Annotated in this window: 19 protein-coding genes; 11 read left to right on the forward strand and 8 right to left on the reverse strand. The window is 36.8% G+C overall.

Annotated features, from left to right (window positions below):
* Positions 1-3 precede the first annotated feature (3 nt).
* Complete coding sequence (gene rhaT, locus AAKU52_RS07145; protein ID WP_354331735.1) at positions 4-1,086, reverse strand: L-rhamnose/proton symporter RhaT; 1,083 nt, start codon at positions 1,084-1,086, stop codon at positions 4-6.
* A 290-nt stretch (positions 1,087-1,376) separates the two neighbouring features.
* On the opposite strand from rhaT, the gene AAKU52_RS07150 reads away from it, so the two are divergent.
* From AAKU52_RS07150 to AAKU52_RS07180, 7 genes are all read left to right on the forward strand, one after another.
* Positions 1,377-1,574: an AAA family ATPase gene (locus AAKU52_RS07150; protein ID WP_354331737.1), complete on the forward strand. Its 198-nt coding sequence runs from the start codon at positions 1,377-1,379 to the stop codon at positions 1,572-1,574.
* 374 nt (positions 1,575-1,948) lie between these two features.
* Positions 1,949-2,221 carry a hypothetical protein gene (locus tag AAKU52_RS07155; protein ID WP_354331739.1) on the forward strand — a complete coding sequence of 91 codons (273 nt, stop codon included), beginning with the start codon at positions 1,949-1,951 and terminating at the stop codon, positions 2,219-2,221.
* 24 nt (positions 2,222-2,245) lie between these two features.
* A complete protein-coding gene (locus AAKU52_RS07160; RefSeq protein WP_354331890.1) occupies positions 2,246-2,677 on the forward strand; it encodes a DUF4276 family protein in 432 nt (143 codons plus the stop codon).
* A gap of 194 nt (positions 2,678-2,871) precedes the next feature.
* Complete coding sequence (locus AAKU52_RS07165; protein ID WP_354331740.1) at positions 2,872-3,666, forward strand: thymidylate synthase; 795 nt, start codon at positions 2,872-2,874, stop codon at positions 3,664-3,666.
* On the forward strand, positions 3,663-4,148 hold the full coding sequence (locus tag AAKU52_RS07170; protein ID WP_354331742.1) for a dihydrofolate reductase: 486 nt from the start codon (positions 3,663-3,665) through the stop codon (positions 4,146-4,148). Before AAKU52_RS07165 ends, AAKU52_RS07170 begins: the two co-directional genes overlap by 4 nt.
* A 113-nt stretch (positions 4,149-4,261) precedes the next feature.
* On the forward strand, positions 4,262-7,201 hold the full coding sequence (gene secDF, locus AAKU52_RS07175; RefSeq protein WP_354331744.1) for a protein translocase subunit SecDF: 2,940 nt from the start codon (positions 4,262-4,264) through the stop codon (positions 7,199-7,201).
* A 400-nt stretch (positions 7,202-7,601) separates the two neighbouring features.
* Positions 7,602-8,456 (forward strand): hydroxymethylglutaryl-CoA lyase, encoded by an 855-nt coding sequence (locus AAKU52_RS07180; RefSeq protein WP_354331746.1) that lies wholly within the window; start codon positions 7,602-7,604, stop codon positions 8,454-8,456.
* 6 nt (positions 8,457-8,462) lie between these two features.
* Here the strand turns inward: AAKU52_RS07180 and AAKU52_RS07185 are convergent, their stop codons facing one another.
* A complete protein-coding gene (locus tag AAKU52_RS07185; protein ID WP_354331748.1) occupies positions 8,463-8,888 on the reverse strand; it encodes a GNAT family N-acetyltransferase in 426 nt (141 codons plus the stop codon).
* A gap of 53 nt (positions 8,889-8,941) precedes the next feature.
* Positions 8,942-10,021, reverse strand: a complete 1,080-nt coding sequence (gene fbaA, locus AAKU52_RS07190; protein WP_354331750.1) for a class II fructose-bisphosphate aldolase — start codon at positions 10,019-10,021, stop codon at positions 8,942-8,944.
* Between the two features lie 360 nt (positions 10,022-10,381).
* Between fbaA and accD the strand changes: the two genes are divergently transcribed.
* Complete coding sequence (gene accD, locus AAKU52_RS07195) at positions 10,382-11,227, forward strand: acetyl-CoA carboxylase, carboxyltransferase subunit beta (protein ID WP_354331752.1); 846 nt, start codon at positions 10,382-10,384, stop codon at positions 11,225-11,227.
* 92 nt (positions 11,228-11,319) lie between these two features.
* Here accD and AAKU52_RS07200 read toward each other — a convergent pair whose 3' ends face one another.
* The 3 genes from AAKU52_RS07200 to glmM all read right to left on the reverse strand — a co-directional run bounded on the left by AAKU52_RS07200 (position 11,320) and on the right by glmM (position 14,449).
* Positions 11,320-11,838 carry a GNAT family N-acetyltransferase gene (locus tag AAKU52_RS07200; protein ID WP_354331754.1) on the reverse strand — a complete coding sequence of 173 codons (519 nt, stop codon included), beginning with the start codon at positions 11,836-11,838 and terminating at the stop codon, positions 11,320-11,322.
* A 66-nt stretch (positions 11,839-11,904) separates the two neighbouring features.
* The gene (locus tag AAKU52_RS07205) at positions 11,905-13,053 is read right to left on the reverse strand and encodes a cysteine desulfurase family protein (RefSeq protein WP_354331756.1); all 1,149 of its coding nucleotides are present in this window, start codon (positions 13,051-13,053) and stop codon (positions 11,905-11,907) included.
* A gap of 7 nt (positions 13,054-13,060) precedes the next feature.
* The gene (glmM, locus tag AAKU52_RS07210) at positions 13,061-14,449 is read right to left on the reverse strand and encodes a phosphoglucosamine mutase (protein ID WP_354331758.1); all 1,389 of its coding nucleotides are present in this window, start codon (positions 14,447-14,449) and stop codon (positions 13,061-13,063) included.
* Between the two features lie 121 nt (positions 14,450-14,570).
* Between glmM and AAKU52_RS07215 the strand changes: the two genes are divergently transcribed.
* Genes AAKU52_RS07215 through AAKU52_RS07225 form a run of 3 tightly spaced genes read left to right on the forward strand, consistent with a single transcriptional unit; the run spans position 14,571 to position 16,590 of the window.
* A complete protein-coding gene (locus AAKU52_RS07215) occupies positions 14,571-15,302 on the forward strand; it encodes a class I SAM-dependent methyltransferase (protein ID WP_354331892.1) in 732 nt (243 codons plus the stop codon).
* Positions 15,299-15,862, forward strand: coding sequence for a phosphatase PAP2 family protein (locus AAKU52_RS07220; RefSeq protein ID WP_354331760.1), 564 nt, complete (start codon positions 15,299-15,301; stop codon positions 15,860-15,862). The genes AAKU52_RS07215 and AAKU52_RS07220 overlap by 4 nt, the downstream gene beginning before the upstream one ends.
* Entirely contained in the window at positions 15,862-16,590 is a 729-nt protein-coding gene (locus tag AAKU52_RS07225; RefSeq protein ID WP_354331763.1) for a ZIP family metal transporter, read from the forward strand. The genes AAKU52_RS07220 and AAKU52_RS07225 overlap by 1 nt, the downstream gene beginning before the upstream one ends.
* On the opposite strand, the gene AAKU52_RS07230 is transcribed toward AAKU52_RS07225, so the two are convergent.
* On the reverse strand, positions 16,552-16,722 hold the full coding sequence (locus tag AAKU52_RS07230) for a C1orf53 family protein (RefSeq protein WP_354331765.1): 171 nt from the start codon (positions 16,720-16,722) through the stop codon (positions 16,552-16,554). The two genes, AAKU52_RS07225 and AAKU52_RS07230, sit on opposite strands and share 39 nt — an antisense overlap.
* Positions 16,722-17,660 (reverse strand): exonuclease, encoded by a 939-nt coding sequence (locus AAKU52_RS07235; protein ID WP_354331768.1) that lies wholly within the window; start codon positions 17,658-17,660, stop codon positions 16,722-16,724. The genes AAKU52_RS07230 and AAKU52_RS07235 overlap by 1 nt, the downstream gene beginning before the upstream one ends.
* Positions 17,661-17,664: the final 4 nt, after the last annotated feature.

The following is a 17,664-nucleotide window of genomic DNA, read 5'->3' on the forward strand; positions in this document are numbered from 1 at the left end:
TTTTTACAATTTAATTGAGTTTCCGAAACCCACTAGGAGCACAGAAAGGATAATGGTAATGATTCCAAGGATGAGCCAGGTGTAACCTTTTCGGCTAACGCCCTTCCATTCGTTCAATACCAGGCCCCATACATTAGCGATTAAAATGATAAAGGCCATGTGTAAGATCCACGAACTTGCGCCATTACCTAACTTACTCTCCCCCATTCCGTAAAAGAAAAACTGAAGAAACCAGGTTATTCCTGCTAGTGCAGAAAAAAGATAATTGGCGAGCAACGGCGTCTTCTTGTTCACATAATCACCAAAAGTTTTATTGCGTGCATTAAGAACCATACACCAAATAAAATTGGTTGTCAGTCCGCCCCAAAGCACTACGATATAAGTAACATTATTTTGAAATAAAAACTCGCCTTGTCCGGCATGTGTAGCCTTCCATAATTGATTAGCCTCTTCGGCCATATCTTTACCCGCATCAATAGCAAAAGCAAAACATGCACTCAAAATACCAGATACAATGGCAACAAATAAACCCAGACCAAAGCGATAATCTTTATTATTAACAGCCATACTTTTATCTTTGGCAAAATCGCGCTCTTTTATTACCCCGGCCCTACCACAAAAAATAATACCTATAATACAAACCACCAAGCCGATTAATACTAGCTGACCCCAACTGGAATTAAAAAGCATGGCAATGCTATCTTTTCCTGCTTTAGGGTAAAATTGATAGTAGATAGAAGGTATAATTGCGCCAAAAACAGAGCATAGGCCTAAAATAATTGAACTACCTAGAGATACCCCAAGGTACCTTACACCAAGGCCATAAGTTAAACCTCCAATACCCCACAGCAAGCCAAAAACATAAGTTATAAATAAAGTTTGCCCATTGGTCTGCCGAATAATTTCTACAAAATCTGGGATTGTTAACCAGGCTGCAATAGGTGGCACAATTAGCCAGGAACAAAGACCACCTACTATCCAAAAGCTTTCCCACGACCAGCCCTTAACTTGTTTATAAGGAATATAAAAACTACCAGAAGCAAAGCCCCCGATGAAATGAAATAGTACACCTAAAAAAATAATCATATATAAGTACAGCTAGATTTGGTTACTTTATACTAATTGGCTAAAAATAATATCAATAATATTATTAACTGTCATGAACTGTCCTTATTCATTCCATTTTTTATGGTTACACTTCCATCAAAAATGAATATTGGTTGTCATTGGCAACCAATTTGTTTCCCAAATGTGATGAAGCTAATCGTGATTACAAAAAACTCATTGTTGTTTAATTAGTGAATTAGATAGAAATTTAAATTAAACTGCCGATATTAGTTTGATTTTTGAATATAGGGCAGAAATCAGGAGGGTTAATGATAACAAAAATAGTAATACAGGGTTACAAGTCTATTAAAGCGCAAGATGTTCATCTTGCTCCAATAAATATTATCATCGGGGGCAACGGCGTAGGAAAGAGTAATTTAATTTCTGTATTTTCTCTTATAAGAAATCTATATGAGCGCACCTTACAAGACTATGTTATCAAAAAAGGTGGAGCGGATAGTTTTTAATATTTCGGCAAAAAACACTCAAAAGAGATTCATATAGAATTCTATTTTGGAACTGCAACACAAGATACTAACAGATTTATCGTTTCATTGAGGTAATCACAAGATAGACTTTACATTAAATCTTTAAAAACCGGATTTTTCAGCAATAAGTGGCATTTCCAACAAATTGAGAGTACTAAAGCAGAGTCAAGTTTTAAAGATATCAATTCGGGGCAGGCATATTGGGTTAACAGTCTATTAAAAGAATTTGAGGTTTATCATTTCCATGATACTGGTGATGAATCCTCAATGAAAGGAAACTGTAATATAAATGATAATAAGTATTTAAAGAGAGACGTTCAAACATTGCAGCATTCTTATTTTATTTAAAAGAAATGCAACCTAAGCACTTCAATAGACTGGAACGAACTGTTCAATCTATAGCTCCTTTTTTTGAAAAATTTGAACTATCCCCGAATAGATTAAACCCTAACCAGATACAGTTGGAATGGAAAGAAGTTGGAGCTTCGGATTCCTATTTTAATGCATCCCTTTATCGAAAAGGGTTCAAAAACGTTATGACTGCTCAAAAAATTATTACTAATCGTAAACTTCACAAAAAAGGTGGTAATGTTAATTATGAATACCTTAAAAACGATGTGGAATGAGTTTTAGCACAAGTAAATGTTATAATCACTACGTTTCTAGATTTTTTTAGATTGCCAACTCTCTTCCCGGGCTACGCTTCAAATGTTAATGAAATAGAAAACATTGAACAAGCTGTTTACCACAATCTTGGCGAAAATGAGTTGATATTGCCATATATTCAAAAACACGAAATGGAGGCATTAATATTTTCAGACATTAAAGGCCTAGAATTTGTTGTGGACGATCAGAAACAATTACTTAGAATCAAAGAAATTATTGAAAAATATCCAAACCCAGAAGATATTAATTCATCACCTCAAGGCGCACCGTCAAAAAGATTAGAGGACATATTCAGTTATGACAAAGTTGCCAATGGGGAACTTATCCTCGCTGAATTAGGAATAGAAATCATTTTAAAAAAATGTCTCCGATTCGCTAATTGGATTTACAAAATAGAAAACATGCTTAAAGCTTAATAAGCACCATATCAACTTTTTAACTTATGAAAAGCTATGATTTTTCTCATCGCTTGATTTTCATATCAACCTACAATTTAAAAACTAAACCGCTCAAAAACAGTATAAAACTAAACAAAAACAATTACCTTAATTTTTTATCGCACATTAATGTTTAATTTTGTATACTTATAAAAGAACACTTTTAAAGGGCAATGAAGGAATACTTAGATTTAATACAGCTTGTTTTAGACAAGGGTGCTCAAAAGCATGATCGAACAGGCACAGGTACGGTAAGCATTTTTGGACACCAGATGAGGTTCAATTTACAGGAGGGCTTTCCACTAATAACCACAAAGAAACTTCATTTAAAGTCCATTATCCATGAATTGATCTGGTTTTTAAGCGGCGACACTAACATTAAGTACCTCAGAGACAACAAGGTTAAGATATGGGATGAATGGGCAGATGAAAATGGCGAACTTGGTCCTGTTTACGGTTCCCAATGGCGATCATGGCCAACACCTGATGGCGGCCATATTGATCAGATTGCTAAAGTTATTGCCACAATTAAAAATAATCCCGATTCCCGCCGAATCATTGTCTCGGCATGGAATGTTGCCGAAATTGATCAAATGGCCCTTCCACCTTGTCACGCTTTCTTCCAATTTTATGTGGCCGATGGCAAACTTAGCTGCCAGTTATACCAAAGAAGTGCCGATATTTTTCTCGGCGTTCCTTTTAATATTGCTTCCTACGCTTTACTTACCATGATGGTGGCCCAGGTATGCGATTTGGAATATGGCGATTTTATTCATACCCTTGGTGACGCACACTTATACAACAACCATTTAGACCAGGCGAAACTGCAATTAAGCAGAATGCCAAAAAACTTACCATTAATGAAGATAAACCCAGACGTGAAAGACATCTTCAATTTCACTATTGATGATTTCAGCTTAGAAAACTATGACCCTCATCCACATATTAAAGGAGCAGTTGCCGTATGATCGTATCCCTGGTAGTTGCCATGAGCACCAATAATGCTATAGGAAAAGACAACCAATTGCTGTGGCACCTGCCCGCCGACCTTAAGCATTTTAAAGATATTACTTCTGGTCACACCATTATTATGGGACGTAAAACCTACGAGTCTGTTGGCAAAGCTTTGCCGAACCGTAGAAATATAGTCATCACTAGAAATACACATTTGAAATTAACTGGTGTAGAAGTAATGCACAGTTTAAAAGAAGCATTGAACAGCAGCAAGGAAGAAAATGAAGTATTCATTATTGGAGGTGCAGAAATTTTTAACCAGTCCATAAAACTGGCCAATAAAATTTACCTCACCCGAATTAATGAAAGTTACGAGGCAGATACATTTTTCCCAGAAATTGATAAAAACTGCTGGTTGGAATCTGAATTGGAGCATCACCTCCCAGACGAGAAAAACGCACTTTCATACAGTTTTTCAACACTGACAAGCAATTAGTGTATCAACTGTGATAAAAACTTTAATAAGGGAGCCTATTAATTAAAAAAATAATTAGATTTGCCGACTTGTTGAAAAAAATATATACCATATAGACAAATAATTACGAACAAATGCAAGGTAAAGGTTTTATTAAATTTTTGGCAATACTATTAGGTATTGTCTGTGTGTATTCTCTATCGTTTAACCTGGTTACATCGAACGTAGAAAAAAACGCTAAAGCGTATGCCAAAGGAGACCCTTTAAAAGAAAAGGCTTATTTGGATTCTATGGCAACTGTACCGGTTTATCCGATCTTTGGCTTTAATTATCAATTCTGCAAATCGAAGGAAATCAATCTTGGTTTAGACCTTAAAGGTGGCATGAACGTAACGATGGAAATATCGTTAGGTGAACTTGTAAAATCTTTAGCGAATAACCCTGCTGATGCTAATTTTAATAAAGCACTTTCCAACGCACAAACGAGATTAAATGCCGGCGGCAAAGATTTCATTGATTTGTTCATTAATGAGTATGAGAAACTTAGTCCTAATAGCAAATTAGCAGACTACTTTGCTAATCAGGATAATGCAAAAGACCTTAAAGTTGGTGCAACCAATTCTGATGTAAAAAAATATTTATCTAAAGAAGCCAACAGTGCTATTGATCGGTCCTTTATCATTATCAGAAGTCGTATTGACGGTTTTGGTGTGGTGAGCCCAAACATGCAAAAACAAGAAGGTACTAACCGTATCATGATTGAGATGCCTGGGGTACAGGATAAAGACAGAATCCATAAACTATTACAAGGTTCTGCAGAATTGCAGTTCTGGCAAGTTTACCAGAATGAAGAAGTTTATTCTGTGATGGAAAACATCAACAACACACTTGCTGCTACATTAAAAGACAACTCACCAACTACTGCTGTAGCAGATACTGCTGTAAAAAAAGAAAGTAAGTTAGCCGGTTTGTCAAAACAACCTGCGGGCAAAGATTCTCTGGAAATTAAAAACCAGGAGATGTCTAAGACAAACCCTTTATTTTCTGTTTTAAGTATCCCTACTTATCAAGGTGAAAACGGACAGTCAGCTTTGCGCCCCGGACCAGTTATTGGTTGGGTAGCACAAAAAGATACCGCTAAAGTAAACGCTTACTTTGCAAGACCTGAAATTGCTTCAATTATCCCTCCTACATTTAAGTTCATGTGGGGTGTTAAACCAATAGAAGGTGCCAAAGTATTTGAACTTTATGCTATAAAAGTTACTTCAGCAGACGGAAAACCAGATTTAGGTGGTGAAGCCATCAGTGATGCCCGTGCTGATTACGATCAAAAAGGCAGACCTGAAGTTACCATGTACATGACAGGTGAAGGTGCTGCTAAGTGGAAAAAAGTTACTGCAGAAGCGTCTTCAGATCCAAATAACAAAAAAGCAATCGCTATTGTATTAGACAATACCGTTTACTCTGCGCCTACCGTTCAAAATGAAATCCCTAACGGTATTTCTTCGATTTCAGGTAGCTTTACGGTAAATGACACACAAGATTTAGCTAACATCTTAAAAGCAGGTAAACTTCCTGCACCAGCAAGAATTGTTGGTGAGTATGTGGTTGGACCTACACTAGGTCAGGCTGCTATTGATAATGGTTTATTATCTTTCGTTTTAGCCTTCGTGGTGATCCTGATTTTCATGGCTTTGTATTACAACAAAGCAGGATGGATTGCAAATTTAGCCTTAGTGATCAACCTCTTCTTTATTATGGGTATCCTGGTATCCCTTGGTGCAGTTTTAACTTTGCCGGGTATCGCAGGTATCATTTTAGTAATCGGTTTATCGGTTGATGCAAACATCCTGATTTTTGAAAGGGTGAGAGAAGAGTTGTTGCTTGGTAAAAGCAATGCTTTAGCTATCAAAGAAGGTTTCAAACATGCTATGCCTTCTATCATTGACTCAAACGTTACTATCCTTATTTTAGGGATTATCCTTTACGTTTTCGGTAGCGGACCAGTTCAAGGTTTTGCAACTACCTTATGTATCGGTATTATTTCTTCGTTATTCTGTGCAGTATTGATCTCCCGTATAGTATTTGAATATTTATTGGAGAAAAACAAAAAAATAACTTTCGGAAATAAATACACTTTGCACGCCTTCAAAAACATTGCATTTGACTTTGTTGGCCATAGAAAAGTTTACTATTCCATATCTACCATTATCATTCTATTAGGTATTATTTTCTACTTTAAAAATGACGGTTTAAAACTTGGTATCGATTTTAAAGGAGGTAGAACTTATATCGTTCACTTTGATAAATCAATGGATACTGAAGATGTAAAATCTAAATTAACGCCATTTTTTGACAATGAAACTCCTGAGGTTAAAACTGCAGGTAACGATACAGAATTAAAAATCACAACTACTTACCATATCACTGACCAAAATGCACAGTCAGATAAATTGGTAGAGGATGCTTTAAAAGGTGGTTTAGCTACAACAGGAATTAAGTACACGATAGAAAGTAACCAAAAGGTAGGTCCTATTATTGCGAGCGACTTAGTTTACAGTGCTTATGGGGCTATTTTATTCTCGTGTTTGGCGATGTTTACTTACATCATTATCCGATTTAAGAAACTTAACTATGGTTTAGGTGCTGTTATTGCCTTGTTCCATGATGTGCTGTTGGTATTGTCTTTCTACACTATTTTAGATGGCGTACTTCCTTTCTCTTTAGAAATTGGACAAGACTTTATCGCTGCAATTTTAACGGTAATGTCTTACACCATGACGGAAACAGTAGTTGTGTTTGACCGTATCCGTGAAAAGCTTGCTGAAACAAATAAACCAGACATCCATGGAGAAGAACGTAATACTGTTATTAACTTCGCGTTGAACAGTACATTAAGTCGTACCATTCTAACTTCTTTAACGGTATTCTTCGTGTTATTGGTCATATTTATCTTCGGAGGAGACAGTATCAGAGGATTTATATTTGCCTTATTGATTGGCCGTGTTATCGGTACATATTCGTCACTTTGTATCTCTACACCTATCGTAGTAGATTTAGGTAAAAGCAAATAAAAAACTACATCTGGTTTAAAACCTTAGCAGAGACTGCATCATTGAAAAAATGAGCAGTCTCTTTTTTTGTGCCCTATTTTTTAAAGTTAAAATGCTTTGGGTTTTGGAGAGTTAGCTTAATTCATCTTCAATAATGGTAACGCTTATTCCGTAATTTATTATTTGAAAGTGCACTCCTATCAGTATAGAACTGGTTAAAATTGCCAGGACTTTGGTAGATCCTTGGTAGGTCGTTGGTAGGTCGTTGCTAGGTCTAAATGACCTATAAAGGACCTACCGGGGATAAAGTAAAGTTATATTATTGACCACTAAGCAGACAAGGCTGTCTTAGTGGTTCTATTATTATAGCGATAGCCTATATTTAGAGCAGAAGGTTTATCTTTACAAAGAAGGAATCTAAATGGAAAAAAAGATAAAAATTATTGAATGCCCAAGGGATGCTATGCAGGGTTTGCATGGGTTTATTGACACCCGGTTAAAAGCGGAATACATTAACCTGCTGCTGCAAGTAGGTTTTGACACCATCGACTTTGGTAGTTTTGTTTCTGCAAAAGCCATTCCACAGCTTAAAGACACCAGAGATGTGCTATCTTTACTAGACATCAGCAGCGACACCAAATTACTGGCCATTGTCGCTAATTTAAGAGGCGTAGAAGAAGCTATACTTCATCCGGAGATTACTTACCTTGGTTTTCCTTTTTCGATCTCAGAGACCTTCCAACAGCGAAACACCAATTCTTCAATTACTGAATCTTTGAACACCATAACACAACTCCTTGAAAAATGCGACCAAAATGGCAAAACTGCAGTCGTTTATCTATCTATGGGTTTTGGAAATCCTTATGGGGATGCCTGGAACAGCGATATTGTAACCGCCTATGCCGAACAACTGGTTAGCAAAGGCGTTAAAATACTAGCACTGGCAGATACAACTGGTGTTTCTACGCCAAAAAAGATCAAAGAAATATTACCAGGGTTAATTAGCCGTTTTCCGGAAGTGGAAATTGGAGTTCATTTACACAGTACGCCTGCAACGAGAAAAGAAAAAATTGATGCAGCCTACCAGAGTGGCTGTATGCGCTTTGACAGCGCTTTAAAAGGTTTCGGAGGCTGCCCGATGGCAAGTGATGAGCTAACGGGAAATATGGCCACAGAAGACCTCATCGCTTACTTTGAGGAACAAAACATCGATCTTGGCTTAAATATGGAAAAATGGCAGGAAGCAATGGCTTTGTCCGCCGAAGTATTTAATTAACCCATTTTATGCTTTAACCATTTTGAAATGCTGTATTCCAGCTTCTTCAAATTGAGGGCCTTCAGCCTGGAAACCAAACTTACCATACAACGCCATCGCATCAATTTGTGCGTTCAAATAAATGTAAGTAGCATCACTAGGCAAATCTTCCAAAACTGTTGCCACTAACGCCATACCTATACCCTTGCCCCTATAATTCTTTAATACAGCAAACCTTTCTAATTTATAACCTGCATCAGTTTTTCTCCAACGACAAGCGCCACAGGGTTCATTATTGAGCAGGGCCAGGAAATGAATGGAAACGTCTTCATTTTCCCATTCCAATTCTGGCGGACAATTTTGCTCTTCTACAAAAACAATTTTACGAATGGCAAACACCTTTTCCAATTCATCCGCATTGCTCACTTTTTTAACTTCTAAAGCATCCATCATTTTTCGCATAAAAAAACGCCACAAGCATAACTTGTGGCGTTACAGTTAGTATTTTATAATTTATCGCTTGCGTTTCTGCAGTTCAAGTCATCAAACGCCTGTGTTAAACGCTTAACAAAAGTCTCTTCACCTTTACGTAACCAAACACGTGGATCATAATACTTTTTGTTAGGCTTATCCTCACCATCCGGATTGCCGATCTGGCTTTGTAAATAAGCTTCGTTTTCAACATAATAATCGTGAATACCTTCCCAAAATGCCCATTGCATATCTGTATCGATATTCATTTTAATAGCACCGTAAGAAATGGCTTCCCTGATTTCTTCCTGAGATGAACCAGAACCACCATGGAATACGAAATTAATTGGTTTCTCAGCAGTAAGGTTGAATTTCTCTTTTAAAAACTCCTGAGAGTTTTTAAGAATTACTGGTTGCAATTTAACATTACCTGGTTTGTAAACGCCATGCACATTACCAAAAGCAGCTGCAATAGTAAATTTATCACTTACTTTACTTAATTCTTCATAAGCATAAGCAACTTCAGAAGGCTGAGTATAAAGTTTAGAGCTGTCAACATCTGTATTATCAACACCATCTTCTTCACCACCTGTAACACCTAATTCAATTTCTATAGTCATGCCCATTTTAGCCATACGGGCTAAATATTTAGCAGAGATCTCTATATTTTCTTCAATTGGTTCTTCAGAAAGGTCCAACATGTGCGAAGAAAACAAAGGTTTTCCAGTTTCAGCAAAGAACTTTTCACCATGATCTAACAAACCGTCAATCCAGGGAAGTAATTTCTTAGCCGCATGATCTGTATGTAAAACTACTGCTACGCCATAATGTTCTGCTAATAATTGAACGTGTTTAGCTGCAGATACTGCACCTAAAACGCAAGCTTGCAATTTATCGTTATTAAGCGTTTTACCAGCATAAAACTGTGCTCCGCCGTTAGATAATTGTATCATTACCGGGGAATTTACTGCCTTAGCTGTTTCCATTACCGCATTTATGGTATTGGTACCTGTAACGTTTACCGCAGGTAATGCAAATTGATGCTTTTTTGCCTGCTCAAACAATTCCTGAAGGGCATTTCCGTAAATAACGCCGTTGTAGCCTTTTAAACTCATTTTATTTAAATTTTGTATATGCCGAAGTTAAGAAAATAATAGATTATGGCCAACCAAAGAAGTTGTTTTTATGTAATGTTGCCTAAAAAAGAAAGTTGATTCCTATATATAAAGTTAATTGCTTTACTAATTGATAGATGTTATAATCATGCAAAAATAACTTCACATGATATAAAATCAAGAAACAATGAGGCTACTTATACAACTTTTAAAAAAGCTTATAAAAAAAGTACCATATCATTTTTATTCAATAACGAAAACAACATACTTCTTTAGTATAGATGAATATCAACGCTAAACAAGCACAAACTCTTCAGATTTTTTTTTGTTTCTTTGTATTCGCATTTTTCAACAAATAACATGGCTTGGTTTAAGAGAGAAAATAAAGGTATTAGTACTCGTACAGAAGAAAAAAAAGAAGCACCTGATGGTTTATGGAATAAATGTCCGAACTGTAAAAAGGCATTACATAGCGCAGATCTTATTGAAAATAAATATGTGTGCCATTATTGTGATTATCATTTAAGGGTAGGCTCTAAGGAATATTTCCAGGTATTATTTGATGATAATCAATTTACCGAGTTATTTACAGGATTAAAATCTGCTGATCCATTAAATTTTACAGACAGCAAACCCTATTCAGAAAGATTAGTGGACAGCATGAATAAAACCGGTTTAAAAGATGCCATCCGTGCAGCTCATGGTAAAATTGAAGGCGAAGAAATTATTATTGCTTGTATGGACTTCAACTTCATTGGCGGCTCTATGGGTTCAGTTGTTGGAGAAAAGATTGCGAGGTCTATTGATTATAGCATCAAACATAAAATTCCATTCCTGATGATCTCCAAATCTGGCGGTGCAAGAATGATGGAAGCAGCCTTTTCATTAATGCAAATGGCTAAAACATCTGCTAAGCTAGCCCTATTAAGTCGTGCGAAAATTCCATATATCTCTTTGCTTACCGACCCTACTACCGGTGGTGTTACGGCATCTTATGCCATGCTAGGCGATTTAAATATTGCAGAACCCGCTGCATTGATCGGCTTTGCTGGTCCGAGGGTAATTAAAGAAACGATTAAAAAAGACTTACCAAAAGGTTTTCAAACTTCAGAATTTGTGCTGGAACACGGCTTTCTAGATTTCATTGTAGACCGCAGGGCGATGAAAGCTAAACTGGCTACTTTCCTTAAAATGATGAATAACTAAACTAAGTTAAAATGGTTTATACTAAAAAAGCTCAGCCTGAAGGCTGAGCTTTTTTAGTATAAACCATTTTAAAATTCAATAACTGTAATCAATCAGCAGCAATAAACCTGCTCTTTCAATGCTGCAACTAATGCTGTAAAATCTTTTTTACCAGTTGTCCCCATTAGTAACATTGGATAATAAACATCTTTTTCAACATAGGAAGGTTGCTGATAACTAACATCCAATAAGCTTAAACCTAATTTCTCATAAAAGGCGATTCTTCTTTCGGCGTCAATTGTAAATGGAGGCTCCACTTCAAGGAATATTTTACCATTTGCCTTTTCCATGTAATAACACATTACAGTGCTACCATAGCCCCCACCCCTTATATGGGGTGAAATAGCGAAATGTTCTATAAACAGCCAATCGTTAATCTTCCACCAAATGATAAAACCAATGGGTAGCTCCTCTTCACAAATTAAATCAAGCTGCATAGCCGGATGATTTAATAAAGACAAAAGGGAAGTCCATTCTCTTCTTTCCTGTATGGGGAAAGTACTTTCATAAAGGTCTTTTATAAAAGAATGCACTGGCTTTATAGCCTTTAAATTAACATATTGAATTGCCATTATTATCTTTAAAAAAAAGCTCAGCTAGTGGCTGAGCTTTTAAACCTTTAAAAGGCATATCATTTATTAAATACTTACATTCTGGTCTACAACTTGTTTTACCTTCTCGATCACAAAATCAAGTTCTTCTTTTGTATTAAATTTACTGAAAGAAAACCTTATAGAAGGTCTTCCCGGATCGGCAGCAATACCAGTAAGCACATGAGAGCCAATATTAGAGCCTGAAGAACAGGCACTTCCACCAGAAGCAGAAATACCATTGATATCCAGGTTAAACAACAACATATCCCCCATATCCATTTCTGGGAAGGAAACATTTAAAATGGTATAAAGGCTATTATTGGGATTGCTCTCCCCATTTAAGGCAATACCCGGAACTTCTGCTTGGAGCCTTTCTTTTAAATAAGTCTTCAAACCTTGAATATGCTCCTGGTGTTCCTGCATTTTATCATAAGCCATTTCCAGCGCTTTTGCCAGTCCGACTATACCATAAACATTTTCTGTTCCACCACGCATATTTCGCTCCTGAGCACCACCAAACATCATCGGACTAATTTTAATGTTGTGGTTCACAAAAAGAAAACCCACACCTTTAGGACCGTGCAATTTATGAGCTGCACAAACAATAAAGTGTGCTTTTAACTTTCTCACATCATGCACATAATGTCCCATTGTTTGCACTGTATCACAATGGTAAATAGCGTTATAAGCCTCACAAATATCACCTACCCGAAAAATATCAGTTAGCGTACCCAATTCATTATTGGCATGCATTAGGGAAACAAAAGAACGCCCATTCTCTTTTAACAATTGCTCTAGGTGTTCATAATCTACATTTCCATTGGCATCAATATTAACATAACTAATCTTATCTAACACCCCTTTTTTAAGCAGGTGATCTAAGGTATGCTCCACCGCATGGTGTTCAATTTTTGAAGTAATGGCATGCTTTAATCCGAAAGCCTCAATACCACATTTAATAGCTGTATTATCTGCTTCTGTACCTCCTGAAGTAAAAAATATTTCTGCAGGAACAGCATTCAATAAGCCCGCTACCGTTTTACGCGCCTTCTCAATTAATGTTCTAACCTCACGCCCTTGGGCATGAATGGAAGAAGGATTACCATAATAGTTTTCCATTACATTAACCATTTCAGCTAAAACCTCTTTGTCTAGAGGAGTGGTTGCAGCATTATCTAAATATATTCTGTTCATGTTATTGTTAATTCAATTTTAATATTTCTTTGATGTCTGATATTATTTTAGAGGCCAGACTTTCCGCAACCGTTTCATTTTGCGCCTCGCTATAAATTCTAATGATAGGCTCCGTATTAGAACGTCTTAAATGCACCCATTCATTATCAAACTCTATTTTTAAGCCATCAATAGTGCTATTTGGCTGCATTTTATATTGTTCCTGTACTTTTAACAATAAAGCATCAATATCCATTTCTGGCGTAAGTGTTATTTTATTTTTAGAAATATGGTAATTTGGATAGCTGCTGCGCAATAATGAAATTGACTTTCCAAATTTAGCTAAATGCGTGAGGAATAAGGCAATACCGACAAGGGCATCCCTACCATAATGCAATTCCGGGTAAATAATTCCACCGTTTCCTTCGCCACCAATTACGGCATTGGTTTCCTTCATTTTATTTACCACATTTACCTCTCCCACTGCAGCTGCGTTATATACACCACCAGCTTTTTCTGTAACATCCCGCAAAGCACGGGTAGAAGATAAATTAGAAACCGTGTTTCCAGGGGTGTTTTGCATTACATAATCAGCTACGGCTACAAGGGTATATTCTTCGCCAAACATAGAGCCATCCTCGCAAACGAAACAAAGTCTATCTACATCAGGATCAACTACAATACCTAAATCCGCGTTTTTACTTTGTACCACTTTAGCTATTTCCGTTAAATTCTCTGGCAACGGCTCAGGATTATGTGGGAAATTACCATCAGGGGTGCAGTACAATTCATGAATGATTTTAACGCCAAGGGCTTTTAACAAAGCCGGAATAAAAATACCTCCTGTTGAATTTACACAGTCGATAACGATTTTAAAGTTTGCCTTTCTAATCAATTCAACATCTACCAATGGCAAAGCCAGAATGATATCAATATGTTTTTGAAGGTAAGAATCATCATTTACTACTTTACCCAATTGATTAACGTCTGCAAAAGAAAAATCAGCACGCTCTGCAAGGTCAAGGATTTCCTTTCCTTCTGCATCACTAATAAACTCCCCTTTATCATTCAATAACTTCAATGCATTCCATTGTTTAGGATTATGACTGGCAGTTAAAATAATTCCGCCGCCTGCATTTTCCATTGGCACTGCTATTTCGACTGTAGGTGTAGTAGATAGACCTAAATCAATCACTTCTATTCCCAACCCCTGCAAGGTTCCTATAACCAGGTTATTCACCATTTCACCAGAAATACGGGCATCACGACCTAGTATAATTTTCTTTATGTTGGTTTCTTTAATTACCCAAGAGCCATAGGCCGCTGTAAATTTAACAATATCGATTGGAGTTAACCCATTTCCGGCAGTTCCGCCAATGGTTCCCCTGATTCCAGAGATAGATTTTATGAGTGTCAAATTAAGATTATTTAGATAGCCTCAAAAATACTAAAAATTTAAGCGCTTGCATAATTAATCCTCCCGGATCATGTTCAAAATACTATCTTTGCTTTTCATTAAAACACTAAAAACTGTCTCTATGCAGCGCAAATGGTTTCAATATTGGTTTAATTCACCGTATTATCATATTCTTTACAGTCAAAGGAATGATGAAGAAGCTGAACTACTGATAGATAATCTTTCCTCCTACTTGAAACCACCTGCCGATTCCAGGATTTTAGATATCGCTTGTGGTAGAGGCCGCCATGCTACTTACCTGCAAAAAAAGGGCTATGATGTTACTGGAATAGACCTCTCTGAACAAAGTATTAAGTATGCACAGCAATTTGAACAAAAATACCTTCACTTTTTTGTTCATGACATGCGCAAACTTTTTTACATCAACTATTTCGATTTATCGCTGAACTTATTCACCAGTTTTGGCTATTTTGAAAGCGAAAGAGACCATGTTAATGCCTTAAAAGCTTTCCGCAAAGGATTGAAACCCGAAGGAACTTTGGTTATTGATTATTTCAACACCCATAAGATTCTTAAAAACCTTACCCCCCAAGAGATAAAAACCATGGAAGGCATAGAATTTAAAATCAAAAAGTTCGTGGCAGATGGGAAGATCATTAAACATATTAATTTTGAATATAAGGGTAAGGAATTTGCCTTTGAAGAAAGGGTTAAGGCTTTTACTTTAGCAGATTTTGAAAGAATGCTATTAAAAAGCGGACTGCAGTTAACGCAAAAATTTGGTGATTATTCGCTGAATCCTTTTGTGGAAGATCAATCGGATAGGTTAATTCTTATCTGCAAAAAGATATGATAGATACTTTACTGCAGTTTGATACAGCGCTCTTTTTTAAGATACACAGAGGGCTTTCTAATCCTTTTTTCGATTGGATAATGCCCCTATTACGTAACCGCTATTTTTGGGCGCCACTGTATCTTTTTATCATTATATTTTGTGTAAAAGAATTCAAAAAAAAGGGCCTACTCATTCTTGGTATTTTACTGCTTACCTTTGCCATTGGGGATTTTGTTGCTTCCCGCATCATAAAACCCACAGTAGCCAGGGTGAGGCCTTGTAATGACCCCAAACTCTCGTCGCGGATTATCCATCGCGTGGGCTGTGGTTCTGGTAAAAGCTTCCCTTCTGCCCACGCCACCAATCATTTTGCCATTGCGGTATACCTGATCGGTATTTTTTACAGCCGCTGGAAAGCAATTTTGCCCATCGGCCTTTTCTGGGCGTTCATTATATCCTTTGCTCAAATTTATGTGGGCGTCCATTTCCCATTTGACACTTTTGCAGGTGCCATTTTAGGTATCGTTATTGGTCTATCTACTTCAACACTTTACAAAAAACTACAACAATACCTATAATGGAGATTTGGAAATTATTAATTCTATTCTTTTGTGCCTTTTTAGGAGGCGGCGCTATATTCCTGGTAAAGAGCGATAAATCGCAATTTCTAAAACTTATCCTATCTTTCAGTGGAGCTTATCTATTTGCCATTACTGTATTGCATCTTATTCCTGATGCCTACAGTGGCCCTGATGCTAATGAAATAGGTATTTTTATTTTAATAGGCTTTCTGTTGCAGATCTTTCTTGAGCAATTCTCCGAAGGAGTAGAACACGGGCATATCCACAAACACGACCACAGTAAGGTTTTCCCTTATGGCATCATGATTAGTTTATGCCTGCACGCCTTTTTAGAAGGCATGCCCCTAGCCAATGACCAACACAATGCATTAATTTTTGGTATTGCCTTGCACCATATTCCTGCAGCATTTGCTCTGGCAAGTATTTTATTACAGAGCAGGTTCAGCACCCCAAACATCCTTTTTTATATTGCCATATTTGCCATCATGGCCCCCTTAGGTTTTTATGTGAGCAATGGCTTAAGTACGGGCAGTATTGGAAGTGTAGAGGCTTATTTTAATAAAATGATGGGCGTTGTGATTGGTATTTTCTTGCATATTTCTACCACCATTTTGTTTGAATCCAGTGTAGATCATAAAGTAAATATGCGTAAAATGATAGCTGTATTACTTGGGATTGGAGTTGCTTTACTTGGCTTTTTTGGTGCCGGACACTCCGGGCACTAATTTTTGTTTACCATAATTCCAGGGACAATGTTTGCATTTATTCTTACAGCAACTTCCCCTTTTTAAATGGTAGACCTTTGTAAAAACCATCAACCCTTGTTCGTTGAAATAGAAATCTATTCCTTCTTCCATTAATTTAGTGATTTTACAATTAAACTATCCCCAAAATGAGTTTTTAATGCTTCACCACTGCCATGTGTAGTCCAAACCTGTGCAGGTTTAACATTAACAATAGTTAATAAAATATCCTTCCAATCAGCATGGTCTGAAACATACAACTGGATTTGGTTTGTGCGCTGCAAATCTTTCCAGCCCGAAGCAAAAACCTTAAGCACATTCATCGTTTTGATATTGCTATTATAAACCATTGGAGGAACTATATAAACGATGTTTACATTTGCATTTAATATCCGCTTATCAAAAAGTTCATACTTACCAAAGGTAACGCCCTCCTGCTCATAAATTCGCAGAAAAGGAAGCACACTGTGGTGAACTAAAACCCTCTTTTCAGGACAATACTGGCTAATCAAATGAATTAACCTTTGACTTTTACCCAAAACATAGGCACCTAGCATAATATTGGAGGTTGTGGTCATCAATTTTACAATTTCTTCCGCTGGCAATGGATGTTGGGTATTGGGATCAGCAAAAGTAGTTTCGGTAATCAAAACATCCGCTTTTACAAATTCAAAAGGCTTGCAAGTTGGATCAGCCTGAAGCTTATAATCGCCCGTATAAAGATAGTTCACCCCCTTGTAAGTCATCAGTACCTGTGCAGAACCCAATATGTGACCTGCCGGGATAAAAGTAACCTTTACCTCTTTAATAGTAAAAGACTCCTGGAAATCCTTAAGAAAAAACTGTCCTGCCGCATTATCCCTGTAGCGGTGTTTCATAAATAAGGCAGTGGCTTTGGTGCAGTAAACCTGTGCATTTCCCCCGATGGCATGATCACCATGGGCATGAGATATAACGGCAACTTTAACAGGAATTTTTGGATCTAAATAAAAATCACCATATACACAATACAAACCAACAGCACTCTGCACTAAAAAATCAGTTAATATCATTTAA

The organism is Pedobacter sp. CG_S7, assembly GCF_040544395.1.
Lineage (GTDB): Bacteria > Bacteroidota > Bacteroidia > Sphingobacteriales > Sphingobacteriaceae > Pedobacter.